Source organism: Roseofilum sp., assembly GCF_982964205.1.
Genome location: NZ_CEZBFX010000029.1, coordinates 1 through 20,913, shown reverse-complemented (window position 1 = coordinate 20,913; position 20,913 = coordinate 1). Strand labels below are relative to the sequence as shown.

The following is a 20,913-nucleotide window of genomic DNA, read 5'->3' as shown; positions in this document are numbered from 1 at the left end:
GGTAGAGGGCTGAAACTAATTTAAGTCAGAAATCGGCTGTTCTTGGACACTAGCGAGGACTCGAGAGTGACTAATGGGAACATCAGGAAAGCGAAAAATAAAGAGACTGCCCTTAGCCAATTCACTCTGGAGTTCAATTGTTCCTCCTATCATATCAACTAAACGGCGTGTAATGGCTAGTCCTAACCCTGTACCGCCAAACTTACGGTTACTTTGACCTTGACTTTGGGTAAAGGCATCAAAGATATGGTCTCGATCGCTTTGGCTAATCCCAATTCCAGTATCTCTAATCCTAATTTCCAGATTAATTTTATCTTCGTTATCAGAATTAAAAGAGCATTGTGAGCTAATCTGAACTGTTCCTGAAGCAGTAAATTTAATGGCATTTCCAACCACATTAAATAAAATTTGACGCAAACGCACTTCATCAAATATGACTAACTCTGGTAAATGGTCATCCAATTTCATCTGGAGACTAAGACCTTTATCTTGAGCTTTATGCAGAAAAATATTATAGATATCCTTAAAGATGTTTTTTAAAGGTGTGGGTTCAGGGTCAAGTTCGAGCCTACCGGCTTCGATTTTGGACAGATCGAGGATATCGTTAATTAAAGAGAGTAAGGTTTTACTACTAGCGGCAATCGCTTGTAAGTATTCTTGGGATAAGGGTTCTTTAATTAAGGGTTTAAGGAGTTCGGTAAACCCCAAAACGGCATTCATTGGTGTGCGAATTTCATGGCTCATATTGGCTAAAAATTCACTTTTGGCTCGATTCGCACTATCGGCCATCACCTTGGCCTGTTCTAATTCTTGATTTTTTTGGATTAATTCTTCTCGTTGGCTAATTTCTTTTTCTAGTAATGAAGCTTGGGCGATGGCAATACCGAGTTGCCCCGCTAAGGCTTCGATCAGTTCAATATCCTCTTTGGTCCAATGACGATAATCATCACATTGGTGTAGACCAATCACTCCATTAATTTGTCCTTGGTAAAATGTCCCTACTGACAGCATGGATTTGAGGTGGATTTTTTCGCAGGTGGGTTGCACATTGGCAAGCAATGGATGGGTATAGACATTATCGCAGGAGATTGCCTCCTCCTGACTCATCAATTGTTCTATATGGGGATTCCCTTCTAGAGGAACGGCAAAATCTTGCAAAGAAGCATAATTACCCCTCAAATATTCTGCTACAACGGGGATAGAGACTGTCCATTCAGGGTTATAAAAATGAATCAAGCAACGGTTTACCTGGAAGGCTTGGCCAATTTTTTCAGCAGCCACCTGAAAAATGGTGTCAATTTCTAGGCTTTGACGAATAGCAGTGGTTATTTCTTGCAGTAGTAGGGCTTTGTTGAGTTGATAAACTAGAGCGGCTTCTTGCTGTTTGCGGTGGGTAATATCTCGAATAACAGCTAATACACTCTCATTATCAAAGGGAATCAAACGACATTCTTCACAGTAAACCTTTTCTTCAAGGGAGATTTCATATTCATAGCTCTGAATGGTTTGGGTATTGAGGGTTGTTTGAATATACCCGATTCGTTCTGGACTCACCAGTTGAGGGAGACGTTTGATCAAATACCTACCTAGGTATCGGTTGTCAGTTCCCCAGTCATTTTGATCGGTACGATTGACGTTCATCACATTGATAAATTGACCCTCTCGGCTTAATCGAATCATTAAGTCAGGGATGGCATCCATTAAAGCGCGATTGGTGGTTTCAGTTTTCTTGCGATCTGTGATGTCCATGACTGTACCAAAATAACCAGTAATATCGCCATTATCATTGCGAACGGCGATCGCACTTCCCCAAACCCAAACGATTTGACCATCCGGTTTCTGAAAACGGTATTCCAGGTCAAATGGACGGCTTTGTTGACTTGATGCAGTCCATTCCTCAAAAATAGCTTCTCGATCCTCTGGATGTAGGGCTTGCTGCCAAGCATCTCCTAAATAGCTTTCGGGTTGATAGCGTCCTGTCATCTCAGCCCATTGGGGATTAACATAGAGGCATTGACCTTGGAGATTGGTCTGAAAAATACCAACCGGAGAATGGGAGACTAGCACTCGAAAGCGTTGTTCACTGTTTTCCAGAGCAATTTGGGCGAGTCGGCGATCGCTAATATCTTGTACTAAATAGGAAAATCGGGGACGCTCTGGATGGACAAATCCGATAAAACTCACGGTTGCCCACAAGAAATATGACCTGTTTTCTACATAGTTTTCATACTCAAATTCAACTGCCTCTTGGGTTGCCATTGCTTCTCGGTAATGGCTAATCCATTGCTGAATATGTTCGGGGGGAGCGCCCATTAGACTCGCTCGCTGATTGGCCATTGCTTCTGGAGTTGTACCAAAAAAACGAGCGGATGCCTGATTATCGGACAGATGTAAAACATCATTTTCGAGCAGTTCTACAATTCCCATCATTATGGGAGAGCTATTATAAAAACTCCGTAGCATTGCCTCTCTTTCTTCTAGTTTTAATTCTGCTTGTTGACGATCCATCATTTCTTGATTGAGTTTCTGATTGATCGTCTGAATAACATTGAGTTTATTTCGCCAACTTTGGAGCATAGCAATCCCAATGGCAATACTCCAACTGGTTAATAATCCTCCGGCTAAAAATTGAGAGGGAAAAGGAGCATGAAGTTTTTGAATCCACCATTTTTTTGGATATAATGTAAATTTGAGCATTTGACCATAAAGGTTAACCGTTTTTATGACTTTGCGATCTATATCAATTTCTTGAGAGAGTTCTTTTTGGTAGATGACTTGCTCTCCCTGAGTAATGATTAATTGATAATGATGATGACGCAAGGGTTGTAAAAGATGATCGAACAAAGTCTCTAAATTCACAACTGAAACGATACATCCATTAAAAGTACTGTCTTCTGCGTTTGGATCAAGCTCTAAGAATAGGGGATCAACAATCAAAATACCCCGATCTCCTCCAGAAAGTAAAAAATTTTCTGTTAGAGTCATTTGTTGGTAGTCGTATGAGCGCTCTAGAGTGCGTTTATAATCTGCATTTTGATTTAAGTTGATATGGGCAATCAGTTGGGGATCTTCAGGACTGACACTCCAACGAATTTGATGGTTCATATCCACCCAGGCTAAAGCTTGCAGTCCGGCAAAATCTTCAACATAGTTGAGAGCGTCTTTTTGCCACAGAACTTCAGGGGTTCCCCCCGCAGCTTCCCAGCGATCTCCCATCCGTTGTAGGGCTAAAATTTGTTCCTTGAACTGTGATTCTAGATGAATTTGTAGTGTTTCAGCCTCTTCTAGAATAGACTGTTGCACTAATTCCCGGTCTTGACTTTCTAGCTTTGACCAAACCACTAGGATTCCTAGAGATAGGACACACCCGAAAATCCACGGTAATTTTAATTTGAAATATTGCCCAGCCACACTATCAGAGAATCGAAGTTAAGGGTATATTCAATAGCTTATCGAATACCTCATCTAATGACAACTTTAGAACCTGAGTGTGGTTGGGGACTAAGGAGGGTCTGTTTATTGGGATGGGGTGTCTAAATACCCACGAGATAGAAAGGGCAGATCGATGAGAGTTGCGGATTGGTTGCCGACTTGAACGGTGAGGCCTTTTCCTCCTGTTTTGGTGCGAATATAGGCTAGGGCGATCGCTCCTTCTGAAAGAGCGATACAACTGGTGATGCTTCCGGCTTTCTGTTCTCCCACTTGGATGGGGGTTCCAGGATCAACAGGTTGGGAAAGTTGGAGACCCCAAAGTTGCTGTTTCACCCCTTGATATGTGTTTAAACGAGCGATGGTTTCTTGACCAATGTAACAGCCTTTTTCAAAGGAAATGGTTTGCCATAATCCGGCTTCTAGGGGATTATAATCTTCGGTTAATTCGCGATCGGGTGCGGGACGACCTTGTTGAATTCGTAGCTGCTCCCAATCTAGATCGGTGATTTCTTTTGCTCCTTTTGCTATCAGTTTTTCGACTAAAACTCTTCGGTGTTGAGCCTCAAACATAAGGGTATAGCCAGCCGTTGCTAACCCACTGCCTACTGCTATTCTGAGGGGAATTTCCCCTAGGGTAATTTGCTGGTGGGTTCCTTGGGGAGCGTGGGTTAAGGGGGCGATTTCAAGGGTCTCTAAGAGGCGATCGCTGTCAGTTCCAATTAAACTTATACAAGCAGTATTTTCAGTAATATCCGCCAGCTCGACTCGATCCATTGGGAAGATATACCGATCCATCCACTTGAAGAGCTGTTCCTGTCTATTGGGAGAAACCAGTAAAATCACGCTCTCTTCGGTCAGATAAGCTGTGACTAAATCCAGGGTACGAGCAGTCGAGGTAACGAAGACGGTATCACAGCCTTGTCCGGGTTGCAGGCGCTCGAAATCATTGGTACTCTGGTTGTGTAGAAAGCGGATGCGATCGCTTCCTTTAACTTCAATTCTGCCCCAATGGGTGCGATCGTAGAGTAAAGTTTCTGTTTCTTCAGGCATAATAATTACGGATGCTTCTTAAAAGGTCACCTTTAATCCTAATCAACAATGGCAGGAAAAACTCTCCTAATTCAATGACTGGGCGGGCTTATTAGAGTTACCTGTGGATTTCCTACACCTAGGAACAACCCGCCCCTACGCCTCCATTAACTCATTTTGGGTAAACTCTCAAACAGTTCCGCGATCGTTTGCTTGGTTTTTTCTTCCAATTGTATCCAATCAACATCTCCCGTATCATCAATTAAGCTCGTATCAATCTCTACGTTCTGTGCGTCATAGGGAGAATGGGTCATTGGGTATTCTAGAAAACAAATACGGAAACATAGCTCCCACAGATTCACTCGCATTTCTTCTCCCTGATAGGTTAAGCACAATACATAACCAGGATAGGGGTCTTGCACCTCTTCATAAGTTCCTTTCCAGGGTGAGGTTTCCAAAACTTGACGCAGATTATCGACTACCCTCAAGAGGGAAGGTTGCATCAGTAGTTCGGCTTGTTGCCATGCGATTGTGTCCTTAAATTTAGGTCTCATGAAGTCAGCTAAAGGCTTTTAATTATTGTTGAAGACTTAGGGTTCAGTTGTCAATCACTCTGGTGGTTCAGGTTAGCCCATCTGGTAAATTTATGTTCAATCAATTACCATCACCAAGTAAGATGTAAATGGTTACTATCTATAAAGCAACTCAAAAGGGAAAAGGACAATATTTTGTAGATACTGGAGAAATGACTCCAGCAATTAGAGAAAGATAATTGAACTTAAGCTTAAGAGAATTAAAAATGTGTGTCTGCACTATCTACCTGACCCCCTAGGCCAAATTTTTCTCTTAGCCTGCCCAAATTATGTTAAAATTTAGCGCAAGCTAGGGGTGCCTGATGGCGATCGGGCTGAGAGTAAACCCTTAGAACCTGAGTCCGGCTAGTACCGGCGGAGGGAAGCTGTCACTTCGAGGACTAAACATATGCGAACTGAATGGGTTGCTAAACGGCGGGGACAAGCCAATGTCACGCAGATGAATTATGCTCGTCAAGGCCTGATTACGGAAGAGATGCAGTATGTGGCGCAACGGGAAAATCTGACCCCTGAATTGATTCGGGATGAGGTTGCGCGGGGACGGATGATTATTCCGGCGAATGTTAATCACCCAAATTTAGAGCCAATGGCGATCGGGATTGCTTCTAAGTGTAAGGTGAATGCTAACCTGGGTGCTTCTCCCAATTCTTCTAATTTGCAAGAAGAAGTCGATAAGCTGAATCTGGCGGTTAAATATGGTGCAGATACGGTGATGGACTTGTCTACGGGAGGCGGAAACTTAGACGAGATTCGTACAGCGATTATTAAAGCGTCCCCGGTTCCGATTGGTACCGTTCCCATCTACCAAGCGCTAGAAAGTGTGAATGGTAGAATAGAGAAACTTACGCCAGATGACTTTTTGCATATTATCGATAAACATGCCCAGCAAGGGGTGGATTATATGACCATCCATGCAGGGATTTTGATTGAACATTTGCCGTTGGTGAGAAGTCGGATTACTGGGATTGTTTCCCGTGGTGGTGGTATTATTGCTCGGTGGATGTTACACCATCATAAGCAAAATCCTCTGTATACCCATTTCAATGATATTATTGAAATCTTTAAGAAACATGATGTTTCGTTTAGTTTAGGGGATTCTCTGCGTCCGGGTTGTACCCATGATGCTTCGGATGAGGCACAATTGGCGGAGTTGAAGACGTTAGGTCAACTTACCCGCAAAGCTTGGGAACATAATGTACAGGTGATGGTTGAAGGGCCGGGCCATGTACCGATGGATCAAATTGAGTTTAATGTGAAGAAGCAGATGGAGGAGTGTTCGGAAGCTCCGTTCTATGTGCTGGGGCCGTTGGTGACCGACATTGCGCCTGGTTACGATCATATCACCTCTGCCATTGGAGCGGCGATCGCCGGTTGGCATGGAACTGCCATGCTCTGTTACGTTACTCCCAAAGAACATTTAGGACTTCCCAACGCCGAAGATGTACGCAATGGCTTAATTGCCTATAAAATCGCTGCTCACGCTGCTGATATTGCCCGACACCGCCTAGGAGCCAGAGACCGAGATGACCAACTCTCTGCCGCTCGGTATAATTTCGACTGGAATCGCCAGTTTGAACTCTCCCTCGACCCCGACCGCGCGCGGGAATATCACGACGAAACCCTCCCCGCAGATATCTACAAAACGGCTGAATTCTGCTCCATGTGCGGGCCTAAATTCTGCCCCATGCAAACCAAGGTAGATGCAGACGCGCTCACCGAGTTAGAGAAATACTTAGCTCAGGAAGAGCAAAAGAAAGAAGTCGCTCAAGTTTAAGTTTCACCCCTATACCCCCAGTTGCTACAACCTGGGGTTTTTTAGTTTCAATATTACCAATATCCTAGAATTCTAAAAATGAGGTATTGTTCAGATTACCGATTTTGTAGATACTGGAGAAATGATTCCAGAAATGTATCCTGATGTTGGTTCTCCTATTGGTGCTGTAGTCATAGGCTATACTGAAGATGACCGCAATCAAATCTGCTTGAGTGTCAAGCCTAGTATTTTATAAAAAGCCTTGGTTCATCTTAAGATTCCGGCGACGATAAGAAAACGACGATGTTAGGATTGCTCAATTGTAGAGAGTTTGACGAATTTTTGCCCATTATAACTGGAGAATTACATGACAAAATCTACCAAAATACTAGTGGAACCAGAGATAACAAATGAACAAAAAGAGGAAGCAGAACTTGAAATTCGAGAGAAGAAAAAAGTAGTTGAATATGACACCAAGGAATATCCAGTAGAAGTTCTTGTAAAAAAATATAAGGAAGGATTGGAAGAAGATACGAATGAGTTGTATATACCTGACTATCAAAGAGAGATGATCTGGGAAGAAACTCGGCAGTCAAAGTTTATTGAATCTCTATTGCTAGGACTCCCCATACCCTATATTTTTGTAGCTGATTTGCGACCAAAACAAGAAGATAATGAGGAAGACTTAGGTCGGTTAGAAATTGTTGATGGAACCCAACGTATCCGAACTTTAGATAGATTTCTCAATAACGATCTAAAGCTCTGCGGGCTAGAAAAGTTAAAGCTGCTTAACGACTTCAAATTCAGTGATTTACCTCTGGCAAGACAGAGGCGTTTTAACCGTGTTACTATTCGCATGATTGTGCTGAGTGAGAAAGCTGATGAAGAAACACGCCGAGATATGTTTGAACGTATTAATACGGGTAGTGTTCAACTCAATGAAATGGAAAAGCGTAGAGGTATATCTCCTGGCCCCTTAGTCAATCTTCTTGAAGAACTTGGTAAAGATTCAAAATTTATTAAACTCTGCCCTATATCAGCAGCACTGGTTAAAAAACGAGAACCAGAAGAATTTGTTTTACGCTTCTTTGCATATTTAGAGAACTATCAGAGTTTCAACAGACAGGTTAATGCATTTCTGAATGAATATCTAGAGAAAAATAACGATTCTAGAATTAACCAGAATGCCATGCGAACCGAATTTCATAATATGTTAGATTTTGTTGAAAAATACTTCCCCAATGGATTTAGTAAATCTAAAGGTCATGTCAAAACACCGAGAATTCGCTTTGAGGCAATTTCTGTCGGTGTTGCACTTGCCTTGAGAGAAAAACCCGATCTTAAACCTAAGTCAATTACATGGCTGGACTCGCCAGAATTCAAAGAATATACGACTTCAGATGCAAGCAACTCCAGACCTAAAGTCATTCGACGGATTGAATATGTTCGAGATCAACTTCTAAGTTAACTATGCAAACAGTTCTTTTAGATTTTCATACCCGTGTCCAAGAAATTAATCAATATTTTGAATTTCTAGAGGGGTTAATCCAAGAAAAAACAAAATTAGTATTGTCCGGAGAGAAGGGTGAGCAAAAAACTATTGCTATTAATCCCGAGCTGGCTAAGATTTTTAAAGCGAATGCTTTTTTGATCTTATACAATCTTGTTGAATCAACTATGCGGAATGCCATAGAAGCTATATTTGATGAAATAAGTAGTAAAAAGATTTCTTATAACTTGATGAGAGTCGAAATCAAGAAAATAGTTATTCATAACTTCAAGAATCGATCTTCTGATACTATTCATTCTAGAATGAAGGATATTTCTCTTGATATTATTACTGCTGGATTGAATCGGAGAGAATTGTTTTCAGGTAATGTCGATCGAGATGAGATTACCAAAACAGCGAGAAAGTATGGATTCTCTTTTGATACTGACTACTCCAAAACCAAACATGGCGAACATTTATATGAGATAATGCAGCATCGGAACGATTTAGCACATGGTAATAAATCCTTTGCAGAAATTGGGCAAAAGACGAGTATTGAGGATTTACTGAAAGTGAAGGAAGAGGTCATAGAATATCTTCAGCAAATATTAAAAAATATTCAAGACTATTTAGAAAATCAAGAATACTTAGATAATTCCATACAAGCTCCTTAATTTGACTATTTGATGTGTTCTAAAATACTTCGAGCGATAACCATGCCTAACTTAACAGGCACAGCATTGCCAATTAATCGACCTACTACATCAAAGACTACTGGTCGATCAGAGGGAACAAACTGATATGTTCTTGGAAAAGTTTGTAATAAAGCTGCTTCTCTCAGGGAAATAGCTCGATCTTGTTCGGGATGACCAAACCGACCGTTACCAAAACCAAAACACTGTGTGGTAATAGTTGGACTGGGTTTATCCCATTCCATTCTACCATATACTGCTGGATAGGTTTTACCACTGCTTTTTAAGTGGCATTCTGCAATTAAGTCTTGAGACCAATCTCGCCAAGTCCCTCCCGGTTTAGAAGCACGAATACGGCGCAGATTGAGTTCAGAAAGTTTACTACATTTATGGAGACGATCTACTTGAGAAAATTGCCCTGCTGACAGGGATTCTAAATTTTCAATAGTTTGTCTGACGGTTTGGTAATTATTCGGGTTATGTGTTGGTGGAATGAGGTTGATTTTGCCAAATTTTGAAGCCAGCAAGACCAATCGTTTTCGAGATTGAGGAATTCCGTAATTAAGACAATTGACTTCATGAGAATTAACGTAATACTTTAAGGCTTTCAACTGGCTAATGAATTCCTGAAAAATTGCATGATTTTTTAAGTGCAGTACATTTTCCATTGAAATAATATCTGGTTCGCATTGTTTGACAATTCGAGCAAAATCTTGCAATAGTTTCCACTTTGAATTTACAGACTTATCATAACGTCTTGCATAACTTGAAAATGGCTGACAAGGGGCACATCCGACTAAAACTTTAATGCTAATTCCAGAAAAATGTTCAGCTAAATCGGAACCGCTAAGATTTTCCACATCCTGTAAGATAAATTTGGCTGGGTTATTGTGTTCATAAGGAAATTTACAGGCCAGATCAATATCATATCCTGCGTTGACTGGAATGCCAGCTTGCTCAAAACCGTGTGTCAGCCCTCCAGCACCACAAAATAAATCTACTGTGGAGATACTTCTATTCATTCACTCCCTCTTATAAAGATATTCAATCCAACGGAGTAGTTTAGCGTATTTTGAGGTAACTTAAAACAAGTTTTACTAAAGATCTCATACGCTTGACATTTGGGCTTGATTTCATATGGTAATCAAGAGCTTGTGGTGTGTGAAAAGAGGATAAAGTAAAATAATCGTAGGGTAGACAGAGTAAGAGTTGTAGAAGTTTAATTAGGACTTATTCTCCTACCTTACCGCTTGAAGGGAAAAATGGTTTTCCCATTAGCCATCACCACACTTGATTAGCGTGTTGATCCACTATTGTACCAATCCGAATAATAATGCGTCGAATATCGGCAAGACTGGACTGACCAATTAGATTATTCAGTTCTACTCGTTGAGTCGTTTGATCAGCTCCTTGACCTTTGAGCTGAGTTGCCTTTTGTCCCAGGTTTCGGATGAATGTGAAATCTTGAGTTAAATTATTCGATAATCCATTAGGAAGTAGGGAAGTTGCCGCTAAGATCATACGGTCAATGTATTTACCTGCTTTATAAACTCCCTTCCATGCCGGTTGATTGGCATATTCTTTCAAGACTTTCAGGGTATCGCCCACTTGTTCGCGCATCGATTGTAATCTGAGTTGGTTTGCCAGTTGCAAATCGACTGTTTTGCCTGTTTTCTTGGCCATTCCTTGTCCAATCTGATAACCAAGGACAACATCCTGAACTGCTCCTTGACTAAAGTAAGCTTCATTAGAAAACATAATCGCTTCTGAAAGAGCATTTTTTAAGTTAATGCCACATTCTTTCATGTCTTTAATGACCTCTTGAGTGCGAGGGCGCTGTTGCTTCAGTGTTTGGAGCTGATTTCGCAGGGTTTGTACTCGATTGAGTTTGCGCTCATAAATCAGATTGGCTGCAATCATTTTTTTAGTTTCCTCTTTGTGGTGTTCGGAAACTGTATTGCCACCTTGATCGAGAGTCTCATGCAGCCGGTCGTAAACATGGTTGGCATTGGTATTAATGATATTTACTTCATGTTCAATGCTCTCAAGATAGTCTTCGTAATAATATTCGGCATCTAAAAGTTGCTGCTTCAGTTGTTCTTTTTTCTGATAGCTGTCTGGATCGTTCGCAATCATTTGCTTATTCATTTCTGTGCCCAACATATCGGCTTTATAAGCATTCCATTCATTATCCGTCATATACATCCGCATCTTAGCCATTGACCACACATCTTGATTCGCGGAGAAGGTTTCAAAGGCAATGCTATCTTCATCGGTTAGAGGTGAAACTTCTTCGACAGGAGTTAAAGTTACTTGGTTATCCTGTTCTTGTTTTTCAAAGGGAGAGCCGAGTTTTTTATGTCCTCCAGATAGGGTTTTGGTTTGACCTGGGGTCATAAAATCTTGGGCATAAACATTGACATCGTAGACTGTCCCTGCATCATAAGCCCATTTTTCTTGGGTTTTGAAGAGTTTGTTAAATAAACCAACAGCAGCAATTGAACCAGCACCTTTGAGGTTAACATCAATATCAGAGGTTAGAGTCGTGCTACCTGCGGCTGCCCAAGAAAGTCGTTTTGCAGGGTCCATCTTCCTCATGTGGGGATATTGTGCAGGAAGTTTGGTATCGCGAATGTGCCGCAGTAGTTTATTCGTATCATATTCGCGGACGGCTAATAGGGCCCGCATGAGTTTTTCAAAGCGAGACTTTTTCTCGGAAATGGCACGTTTGGATTTGTTGTGCCATTTGTTGGCGACTAAATAATCTTTGGCGATAAACCAGTTGGAATAAAAGTCTTTTTTGAGAACTTTACGTACTTTCCCAGGGCTTTTTATGACTTGAGTTAAGGCATCTTCATGGGTTCCCCAAATGGTTTCTGGCGATCGCTGTATAAGATTCGTAGAACGTTGAATACTGGCTCCACCCTTGAGTTGTACCGAAACCGGTTGATTTTGAGTAATCCGTTGTTCATTCTCTTGGGCATCTTTTTCCAACGTATCATTGATCGGAGTATTGGGAATAGTTGGCTCCACATCCATGTTATGTTGCTGGGCGACATGGGTGGCTTCATGGGTTAATACTTTTTTATCATTGGCGACCCTTGATTGCACCACGATATGTTTTTTCCCGGTTGTATAAGCCTGAGCGCCAATACTTTGAGCAGCAGCATCATCAACATGAACTTCAGCTTCTTCGACTTCCGGATGCCCTTGCCCAGTAAAATTGTCTACAATCTCATCCGGTAAAGACCGCCCTTTCCCAGTTGGGTATAGATTAACCGGCTTTTCTCGATCATTTCGTTGCACCACTCCAGAAGTTAAGGACTGAATGACATTGGGGTACAAGGGGGTTCTGCTGCTCTGTTTGTGTGAGAGTTGAGATGTCCCAGTTCCTTGTTCCTGTTGTGATTGCGCTTTGAGGGCATCTCGTTCCATGATTTGCTTTAAGATATTGCCACTCCGCACTAGGGGGCAATCTTTGCCCATGGAAGGAGTATAATTATTGCCCTCTGCCATAGAGTTTAACTTGGCTTGCAGAATCGATCCTTTTTTGCCCTTAGGTGAAGTGAAGGGACGTTTTTTGATTCGCATTTGTCCACGTGCCATAGTGGTTTCTGGGCGATCGCCCAGCGACTTTAACTCTTTGCTTACCCTATCGAAAGCTATACCCAGATGTCAATAATGATGCTAGAGCTAGGGCGCTCAAATTCAGACTTTAACTAATGTTCCAGTTCTCACCAAATCAGCCAGGAAAAGGCTAATATAACCTTGCTGGCTTAATATACCTGCACACATTATGAGAATCCTTGTAACGGGGGGAGCTGGCTTTGTTGGCTCCCACCTCATTGACCGTTTGATGGAAGCGGGTGATGAAGTCATCTGTTTAGATAACTTCTACACAGGCAACAAACGAAATATTCTTCAGTGGCTCGATAATCCCTTTTTTGAGCTGATCCGACATGATGTTACCGAACCCATCCGGTTAGAGGTCGATCAGATCTATCACTTGGCTTGTCCAGCATCACCCATTCACTACCAATACAATCCCATCAAGACCACCAAAACCAGCGTCTTGGGAACTATTAATATGTTAGGACTAGCCAAGCGAGTAAAGGCACGCATATTACTAGCATCTACTTCAGAAATCTATGGCGATCCTGATGTTCACCCCCAGATGGAAGAATATCGGGGAAACGTAAATACCATCGGCATTCGTTCCTGTTATGACGAAGGCAAACGAATTGCTGAAACCCTATGTTTTGACTACTATCGAGAGCATGGTCTAGAAATTCGCGTCGCTCGGATTTTTAATACTTATGGCCCTCGAATGCTGGAAAATGATGGTCGAGTGGTAAGTAATTTTGTGGTACAAGCCCTCAAGAGAATTCCGCTCACTGTTTATGGTGATGGCTCTCAAACCCGCAGTTTCTGCTATGTTTCTGATTTGGTAGAAGGGTTAATTCGGTTGATGAATCGCGATAATCGTGAAGAAGAAGGGCCGGTCAATTTGGGAAATCCTGATGAGTATACAATTCTGGAATTAGCCCAAAAAATTCAACAAAGGGTTAATCCAGATGCCCAAATTCAGTATCAGCCTCTTCCTGCGGATGACCCCCGAAAACGGAAACCGGATATTACTCGCGCTAAGGAATGGCTAGGATGGAAACCGACGATTCCCTTGAATGAAGGATTAGACAAAACGATCGCCGATTTTGGAGATCGCCTATTTCCCTCTGAATAATCCCTTTCGGTATTGAAGAGATCCAATAAGGCAAGCATCTACTCTCTGTAAATCTAAAATCAAGTCTCTTGAGGTATACCCATGAAAGTTTGTGTAATTGGTACAGGTTACGTTGGTTTGGTGACCGGTGTCTGTCTAGCGGAATGCGGCCACCACATCATCTGTATTGACAACAATGAAGAGAAAGTCAAGCTGATGAAGTCCGGACAATCCCCGATTTATGAACCGGGATTGTCTGAATTAATGCAAAAATCTGCCCAGGCAGGGAACTTAGAATTTAGCTCCGATTTAAAGGCTGGAGTGGCTCATGGGGATATCTTATTTATTGCTGTAGGAACGCCAGCTCTACCCTCTGGAGATAGCGATACCCGATATGTGGAAGCCGTGGCTCGTGGCATTGGGTCTCATCTGCGAGATGGTTATAAAGTGATTGTTAATAAATCAACCGTTCCGATTGGATCGGGGGACTGGGTACGGATGATTGTCCTCGATGGTATGGCTGAACGCAAGAAAGAAGAAGGCTTGAGCGAGCAAGAGATTAAAGCGGAATTTGATGTGGTCAGTAACCCTGAATTTCTGCGGGAAGGATCGGCTGTCTATGATACTTTTAACCCCGATCGCATCGTCTTAGGCAGCAATAACGAAAAGGCGATCGCTCTGATGCAAGAACTTTATACCCCCATTGTAGAACGCAAAGTCGGCACAGATGCCTCCTTACCTCCGGTTCCCGTCGTGGTTACCGATCTCAGTTCTGCGGAGATGATCAAATACGCTGCGAACGCTTTCCTCGCCACTAAAATTAGCTTTATCAACGAAGTGGCGAATATTTGCGATAAAGTCGGTGCAGATGTTACCCAAGTTGCCAAAGGTATTGGACTCGATTCTCGGATTGGTAATAAGTTTCTACAAGCCGGAATTGGTTGGGGTGGCTCCTGTTTCCCCAAAGATGTTTCTGCCTTAATTCATACTGCCGATGACTATAATTATGAAGCCGAACTGCTCAAAGCAGCCGTCACAGTCAACAAACGCCAACGGCTCATGGCAGTGGAAAAACTACAACAGGAACTGAAAATCCTCAAAGGGAAAACCATTGGACTGCTCGGACTCACCTTCAAACCCGATACCGATGACATGCGGGATGCTCCAGCTCTGAACTTGATCGAACAACTCAGCCGCTTAGGAGCAAAATTGAAAGCCTACGATCCCATTATCTCCCAGTCAGGAATGCGTCATGGTCTCTCGGATGTGATTGTAGAAACTGATCCAGAAATGCTGGCTGATGGGTGTGATGCTTTGGTATTAGTCACCGATTGGCAGCAATTCTTGAACTTGGATTATGGCAAAATGGCCCAGAAAATGGCCCATCCTGTCATGATTGATGGTCGGAATTTCCTCGATCGCAAAACCCTAGAGGCTGCCGGCTTCCGTTATGTAGGCATTGGCCACTAGTTTTTCTCGAGCAATACTTCGCTTAACTTCAGCCTGTCATTGCGATCGGTAAAAGGGGGTTCAGTCCCCCTTATTTTTTTGTTTCTGTTCCTCAGTCAAATTAATCCCATCTAACCTAAAATCAACTATAGCACCATAATCTGTTGCCTTTGACCTAATCTCTCCTATGACCACACTCAGCAACCCACTCCAAACCCCCCAAGAATGGGATCTTTCTGACCTCTACCAACGACTAGAAGACCCCAAAATTCAACAAGACCTGGAGCATCTACAACAGCAAGCCACCACCTTTCGCCAAACCTATCGCGGCCAAATTGACCAACTCTCCCCAGAGCAAATCCTCGACTGCTTACAACAGCTCGAAACCCTCTTTCAATCCTGTGGCTACCTTTGGACCTATCCAAGCTTAGTCTTTTCCGCCGATACCCGTAACAGCCTCGCCAAACAACTGCTTGACCAAATCATGGAAGCAGTAACCACCCTAGAAAATGAGGTTCTCTTTTTTGATTTAGAACTCAAAAAGTTACCCATATCCCAACTCGAAAAACTGCAAAAATCACCCATTTTAGCCTCCTATTACCATTACCTGGAACAAATTGCCAAATTTCGCCCCTATGCCCTTTCCGAAGAAGTTGAACAAACCCGAAATCAGGATAACTTAACCGGTCGTAGCACCTTTATTCAACTCCGTTCTCTGCACCTAGGCGAACAAAACTATACCCCAGTCACCATCCCAGAAGGAAAAACTGCCCAAACCGAAGCCGATCTTTCTGCCTTACGTTTGCATCCTTCCCCAGAAATTCGCTACCAGTCCTATATTTCCCTCCGGGAAGTCATGCAGCAGCATAACTTGCTCTATGGCTATATTCTCAACAGTATTGCCCAAGATCATAAGCTCGAAAACAAAATGCGAGGCTATGACTCTACCCTCAGCAAACAACTTTTAGAAGACCAGGTTTCTGAACCCGTATTCCAAGCCATTATGACCGGGATGGCTGACCGCTACGATCTTTTCCAACGCTATTACCATCTCAAAGCTAAAACCCTAGGGGAACCCATCCGTAGTTGTGACATTTATGCCCCTTGGACGCAAGATCCTAGCCCTTCCTTACCGTATAATTTAGGAGTGGAAACCCTGTTAAAAGCCTTAGAGCAATTTGATATTAACTATGCTCGTCGTGCCGAAGAATTTTTCCTCAAAAATTGGGTAGAGGCCAAAGTTAGACCAGGAAAACAAGGTGGCGCTTTTTGTGCCTATAGCCATGGTAAACATAGTTATTTACTCCTCTCCTACACAGAGGATTATAATTCCCTATTTACCTTAGCCCACGAAATGGGCCATGGTTTACATTTTGCCTGGATTGACGATCGCCAAAGCTATTTTAACAGCAATCCCCCCATGGTTATCGCTGAAGTCGCTTCCACATTTAACGAATTGTTGTTACTAGATTTTCTCCTGGGATCCTCCGATCCGGACTTAAAGCTCTCCATTTTGACCGGACAACTCGAAGATCAATTAAGCTTACTCTTCCGGCAGAGTACCATCAGTCGCTTAGAATTACTCATCCACGAACGAGCCACCCAAGGCAGTTTCGATCGTCATTTTGTCAATCAGGAATGGATGAAGTTGTATGAACAGCTTTGCGGAGATGCGATTACCCTTTTGCCCGAACATCAATATGATTGGGCAAGAATTAGTCATATTTTCTTTAAGCCATTCTATTGCTATCAATACACCGCTTCCCATATTGTTAGCTTGGCTTGTTATCAACAATATCGACAACAGGGTAAAGAGTTTGTCCCTGGATATTTAGAGTTGTTATCGACAGGAGGAAGTGTGGATCAGGTGAAAGCACTCAAACAGTATGTAGGTGTTGATTTAACCGATCCAGCGACGATTGGCCATGCGCTGGAATATGTTCAAGGGTTGATCGATCAATTGGAGGAAACGTTAACCCTTAAAAATTAATAACGAATAATTATTCATGGTTCATTGTTTTGTAGAAAATTATCGAAGGGCGGGCTAGGCTAAGAGGAGGACAAAGTGAGAACACTGTTGAATCCTAAAACCTAGCTACCATCCTCTCTTCCCTAGCGTTTCGCGCTATATTAATCCTCTCCCACTTGATAGCCAAATTGAGAAAGACGAGTGCGAGATTGTCGCCATTTGGGTCTGACTTTAACAAATAATTCCAGATAAACTTGACCTAAAATCAGTTTTTGCATTTGTTCTCGTGCAGCCATACCAATGCTTTTTAACATGGCTCCCTTTTTACCAATCAAAATGGCTTTTTGGGAGTCTCGTTCCACATTAATAGCCGCAAAAACGCGGGTGATTTTTGGGGTTTCTTCGACTCGTTCAATCTCTACGGCTACCGAATGAGGAACTTCTTGGCGCGTAAGGAGTAAGATTTGTTCCCGGATTAATTCGCCCATGATAAAGCGTTCCGGTTGGTCAGTGACCAAATCGGGAGGATAATAGTAGGGGCCGGGTTCTAGATTGTCTGCCAGCAGGTTTTGTAGAGAGTCTAATCCCTCACCCGTAAGGGCAGAAAATTTTAGGATTGGCCAGTGGTGAGCTTGGGCGAGTTGTTCGTAGGTTTGGTCGATCGCTTCAGAATCATCGGGTTGTTGATCCGCTTTATTGAGACCAAGAATAATCGGCAGTTTCACACTAGAGAGTAGCTCAACAATGTAGCGATCGCCTCCTCCCGCAGGCACAGAACTATCGACCACAAATAACACCACATCTACCGATTTAATTGCCAACTTCGCATTTTCCACCAAAACCTTCCCTAACTCATGGTGGGGTTTATGAATTCCAGGGGTATCCACAAAAATAAATTGGGCGGCTGAAGTCGTCAGAATGCCCCGTAAGCGGTTGCGTGTCGTTTGGGCCACCGGGGAAGTAATCGCAATTTTCTGTCCCACCAACTGATTCATAATAGTGGATTTACCCACATTGGGGCGACCGATAATCCCCACAAACCCAGACTTAAAGCCAGCAGGGGGTTCAGGAATTAAATTAAAGGATGCAGGAGAAATATCGTCCAAGGCTTCAGATTGGGGATCGCGAGAATGAGTCATGGGGGATCGTAAGTTAGGAAAGAACAAAGATTAAGTCAAGTTGAGGTTATCGAACTTTGAGAGAATTTGAGTTTAATTTACTCCTGTAAGGGCTACTTAGCCCTTTGTCTTCATTCAACTTAAAGGCTACCGGAGGACACAAGGTTATGGGAAAACGCATTGGTATTTTGACCAGTGGCGGAGACTGTGCAGGTCTCAATGCTGCGATTCGGGCTGTGGTCTATCATGCCATAGGAACCTACGGTTATGAAGTCTTTGGAATTCATCAAGCCACATTAGGCTTATTGGAGCGTCCTCCAAAAGTGAAAGAATTAACCCGTACAAACATTCGTGGATTATTGCTCACTGGCGGAACCATATTAGGAACCACCAACAAGGGTGACCCTTTCGCTTATCCCATGCCCGATGGGACATTACTCGATCGCTCCCAAGAAATGATCGAAGGATATCACCAATTAGAGCTTGATGCCCTATTAGTGATTGGTGGAGATGGATCTCTAGCTATTCTGCGTAAACTGGCCCAACAAGGCAATATGAACATTATCGGTATCCCCAAAACCATTGATAATGACATTGGCATTACCGAACGCTCCATTGGCTTCCAAACGGCGGTTAATATTGCCACAGAAGCCTTAGACCGCCTCCAATTTACTGCCGCCAGCCATAGCCGAGTCTTAATTCTAGAAGTGATGGGCCGGGATGCGGGTCATATTGCCATCAGTGCTGGAATTGCTGGTGGTGCAGATGTGATCCTGATTCCCGAAATTCCCTACGATATTCAGAAGGTTTGTAAGCACATTGTTAACCGTCGAGAGCTGGGTAAAAGCTATTCTCTGGTGATTGTCTCTGAAGCGGTGAAAAGCGTTGAAGGTGGATCGATGACCAATGTGGTTGGTCTCGGAGAGAGTCGCTATGGAGGTATTGGGCAGGAGATTGCTAAAGGGATTACCTCGGAAATCGGCGCAGAAACACGGGTGACGGTGTTAGGGCATACCCAACGGGGAGGGATTCCTGCACCCATTGACCGCCTGGTGGCTTCGGCATTTGGAGTAGCAGCCGTCGATTTAGTGGCTCAGGAGATGTACGATCACGTGGTAACTTGGCAACATCGGAAAGTCGTGAGTGTGCCCATTTCAGATGCAATTAAAGATTACCAAACCGTCGATCCTGAAGGCACGTTGGTGAAAACAGCCAGAGGTCTAGGAATTTGTTTGGGCGATTAGTTCTCCCAAGTTTCAACAAGGGGCTAGGGGCCCCTTGTCCGATCTCGAACCGGATCGAGACATTAGGCCATCACCATACCACCATCAACGTTAAAGACTTGACCCGTAATATAGGCGGCGGCGGGATCGGCCGCTAAGAAACGCACCATTCCCGCGACTTCCTCGGGTTGACCATAGCGACCCAGGGGAATCAGTTTCAGGATTTCATCTGCTGCTAGATCTTTGGTCATGTCGGTAGCGATAAAACCAGGAGCAACCGCATTAGCGGTTACGCCACGAGTGGCGATTTCTTTGGCAACTGTTTTGGTAAATCCAATTACTCCAGCTTTGGCGGCACTATAGTTGGCTTGACCTGGATTTCCCATTTGTCCAGAAACCGAGGCAATGTTGATAATTCGGCCTCGACGTTTTTTGATCATGATTTTACTGATGGCACGGGTACAGAGAAATACTCCGGTCAGGTTGAGGTTAATGACGGCTTGCCAGTCTTCCGGTTTCATCCGTAGGAGTAAGCCATCTCTGGTAATCCCGGCGTTATTGACAAGGACATCAATCTGTCCCCATTCATCCATAACGGCTTTAACCAGAGTATCAACGGCTTCTGCTTGGGAAACATCCGCTCCGAGAGCGATCGCTTCTCCTCCTTGGTCTTTGATTTGACTGACGACTTCTTCGGCTGCACCGCTAGAGCTGGCATAGTTAACTGCTACTTTCGCCCCTTCTGCGGCTAAGGAAAGGGCGATCGCCCGACCAATTCCCCTAGACGCTCCGGTTACTAAGGCCACTTGATTTTGTAATTGGTTTCCCATAAACCACTTCTCCTGCTATTTCTTAAGTTAGGCTGAGGGCATTTTGCCTTAGAACGGGGGGAATTGCCTAACTTTTGCAGAATTTGAGATTAAATCCTTAAATGTTTGCTACCATCGAATGGAAGTAAAATGGGTGAGAGTAGCCCTGTAGAGCCTGTATTAGCGTTGCTAGAAGTAACTCTGCTTTAACCCATACCCAATTTTTAATTGATATAATATGGCGGTTAACAAACAATTTAAGAGTTTTGCTGACCTCCTGGCCCAATCCGATGTTCCAGTTTTGGTCGATTTCTACGCCACTTGGTGCGGCCCCTGCAAAATAATGGTGCCAATTTTGGAGCAAGTACAGACTCAGATGGGCCAAGCTCTCCAAGTCGTGAAGATTGATTCAGATAAATACCCCCAACTCGCTTCTGAGTACCAGGTGGAAGCTCTGCCGACCCTGATCCTCTTTAAACAGGGGAAAACCGTCGATAAAATTGAAGGCGTGATTAAGGCAGAACCCCTGATTGCTCGCCTCCAAACCCTGATTTAACGAACTTGAAGAAATTTTCCCCAAAGTCTAGGGCGTGTCATCAATTAAAGGTCTTGACAAAATAGAGATTGTGTAATCCAC

At 43.3% G+C, this 20,913-nt stretch carries 15 protein-coding genes and 1 riboswitch; of the genes, 8 read left to right on the top strand and 7 right to left on the bottom strand.

The window, feature by feature from the left end; all coding sequences use genetic code 11:
* Positions 1–15 precede the first annotated feature (15 nt).
* The 3 genes from AC3A14_RS09815 to AC3A14_RS09805 form a co-directional block, all read right to left on the bottom strand.
* On the bottom strand, positions 16–3,342 hold the full coding sequence (locus AC3A14_RS09815) for a PAS domain S-box protein (protein WP_318732175.1): 3,327 nt from the start codon (positions 3,340–3,342) through the stop codon (positions 16–18).
* Positions 3,343–3,516: 174 nt separating this feature from the next.
* Positions 3,517–4,482, bottom strand: coding sequence for a CAF17-like 4Fe-4S cluster assembly/insertion protein YgfZ (gene ygfZ, locus AC3A14_RS09810; RefSeq protein ID WP_318732176.1), 966 nt, complete (start codon positions 4,480–4,482; stop codon positions 3,517–3,519).
* 146 nt (positions 4,483–4,628) lie between these two features.
* Positions 4,629–5,015 (bottom strand): hypothetical protein, encoded by a 387-nt coding sequence (locus tag AC3A14_RS09805; RefSeq protein WP_318698271.1) that lies wholly within the window; start codon positions 5,013–5,015, stop codon positions 4,629–4,631.
* 320 nt (positions 5,016–5,335) lie between these two features.
* Positions 5,336–5,434: riboswitch (TPP riboswitch) on the top strand.
* An 8-nt stretch (positions 5,435–5,442) separates the two neighbouring features.
* Here AC3A14_RS09805 and thiC point away from each other — a divergent pair.
* From thiC to AC3A14_RS09790, 3 genes are all read left to right on the top strand, one after another.
* Positions 5,443–6,828 (top strand): phosphomethylpyrimidine synthase, encoded by a 1,386-nt coding sequence (gene thiC / locus AC3A14_RS09800; protein WP_318732177.1) that lies wholly within the window; start codon positions 5,443–5,445, stop codon positions 6,826–6,828.
* Positions 6,829–7,174: 346 nt separating this feature from the next.
* Positions 7,175–8,275 (top strand): DUF262 domain-containing protein, encoded by a 1,101-nt coding sequence (locus AC3A14_RS09795; protein WP_318732178.1) that lies wholly within the window; start codon positions 7,175–7,177, stop codon positions 8,273–8,275.
* Positions 8,276–8,277: 2 nt separating this feature from the next.
* A complete protein-coding gene (locus AC3A14_RS09790) occupies positions 8,278–8,970 on the top strand; it encodes an MAE_28990/MAE_18760 family HEPN-like nuclease (protein WP_318732179.1) in 693 nt (230 codons plus the stop codon).
* Between the two features lie 5 nt (positions 8,971–8,975).
* On the opposite strand, the gene AC3A14_RS09785 is transcribed toward AC3A14_RS09790, so the two are convergent.
* Together AC3A14_RS09785 and AC3A14_RS09780 are read right to left on the bottom strand one after the other, a co-directional pair.
* Positions 8,976–10,010: a DNA cytosine methyltransferase gene (locus tag AC3A14_RS09785; protein ID WP_318732180.1), complete on the bottom strand. Its 1,035-nt coding sequence runs from the start codon at positions 10,008–10,010 to the stop codon at positions 8,976–8,978.
* A gap of 259 nt (positions 10,011–10,269) precedes the next feature.
* Positions 10,270–12,594 (bottom strand): eCIS core domain-containing protein, encoded by a 2,325-nt coding sequence (locus AC3A14_RS09780; RefSeq protein ID WP_318732181.1) that lies wholly within the window; start codon positions 12,592–12,594, stop codon positions 10,270–10,272.
* 190 nt (positions 12,595–12,784) lie between these two features.
* On the opposite strand from AC3A14_RS09780, the gene AC3A14_RS09775 reads away from it, so the two are divergent.
* The 3 genes from AC3A14_RS09775 (at position 12,785) to AC3A14_RS09765 (ending at position 17,147) form a co-directional block, all read left to right on the top strand.
* On the top strand, positions 12,785–13,729 hold the full coding sequence (locus tag AC3A14_RS09775; RefSeq protein WP_318732182.1) for a UDP-glucuronic acid decarboxylase family protein: 945 nt from the start codon (positions 12,785–12,787) through the stop codon (positions 13,727–13,729).
* Positions 13,730–13,810: 81 nt separating this feature from the next.
* Complete coding sequence (locus AC3A14_RS09770; protein ID WP_318732183.1) at positions 13,811–15,178, top strand: UDP-glucose dehydrogenase family protein; 1,368 nt, start codon at positions 13,811–13,813, stop codon at positions 15,176–15,178.
* A 166-nt stretch (positions 15,179–15,344) separates the two neighbouring features.
* Entirely contained in the window at positions 15,345–17,147 is a 1,803-nt protein-coding gene (locus AC3A14_RS09765; protein ID WP_318732184.1) for a M3 family oligoendopeptidase, read from the top strand.
* Positions 17,148–17,287: 140 nt separating this feature from the next.
* On the opposite strand, the gene era is transcribed toward AC3A14_RS09765, so the two are convergent.
* Complete coding sequence (era, locus tag AC3A14_RS09760) at positions 17,288–18,265, bottom strand: GTPase Era (RefSeq protein ID WP_318732185.1); 978 nt, start codon at positions 18,263–18,265, stop codon at positions 17,288–17,290.
* Positions 18,266–18,411: 146 nt separating this feature from the next.
* On the opposite strand from era, the gene AC3A14_RS09755 reads away from it, so the two are divergent.
* Positions 18,412–19,488 carry an ATP-dependent 6-phosphofructokinase gene (locus AC3A14_RS09755; protein WP_318732186.1) on the top strand — a complete coding sequence of 359 codons (1,077 nt, stop codon included), beginning with the start codon at positions 18,412–18,414 and terminating at the stop codon, positions 19,486–19,488.
* A 62-nt stretch (positions 19,489–19,550) separates the two neighbouring features.
* On the opposite strand, the gene fabG is transcribed toward AC3A14_RS09755, so the two are convergent.
* Positions 19,551–20,297 carry a 3-oxoacyl-[acyl-carrier-protein] reductase gene (gene fabG, locus AC3A14_RS09750; RefSeq protein ID WP_318732187.1) on the bottom strand — a complete coding sequence of 249 codons (747 nt, stop codon included), beginning with the start codon at positions 20,295–20,297 and terminating at the stop codon, positions 19,551–19,553.
* 217 nt (positions 20,298–20,514) lie between these two features.
* Here fabG and trxA point away from each other — a divergent pair, with 217 nt between their 5' ends.
* On the top strand, positions 20,515–20,832 hold the full coding sequence (gene trxA / locus AC3A14_RS09745; RefSeq protein ID WP_318732188.1) for a thioredoxin: 318 nt from the start codon (positions 20,515–20,517) through the stop codon (positions 20,830–20,832).
* Positions 20,833–20,913 lie beyond the last annotated feature (81 nt).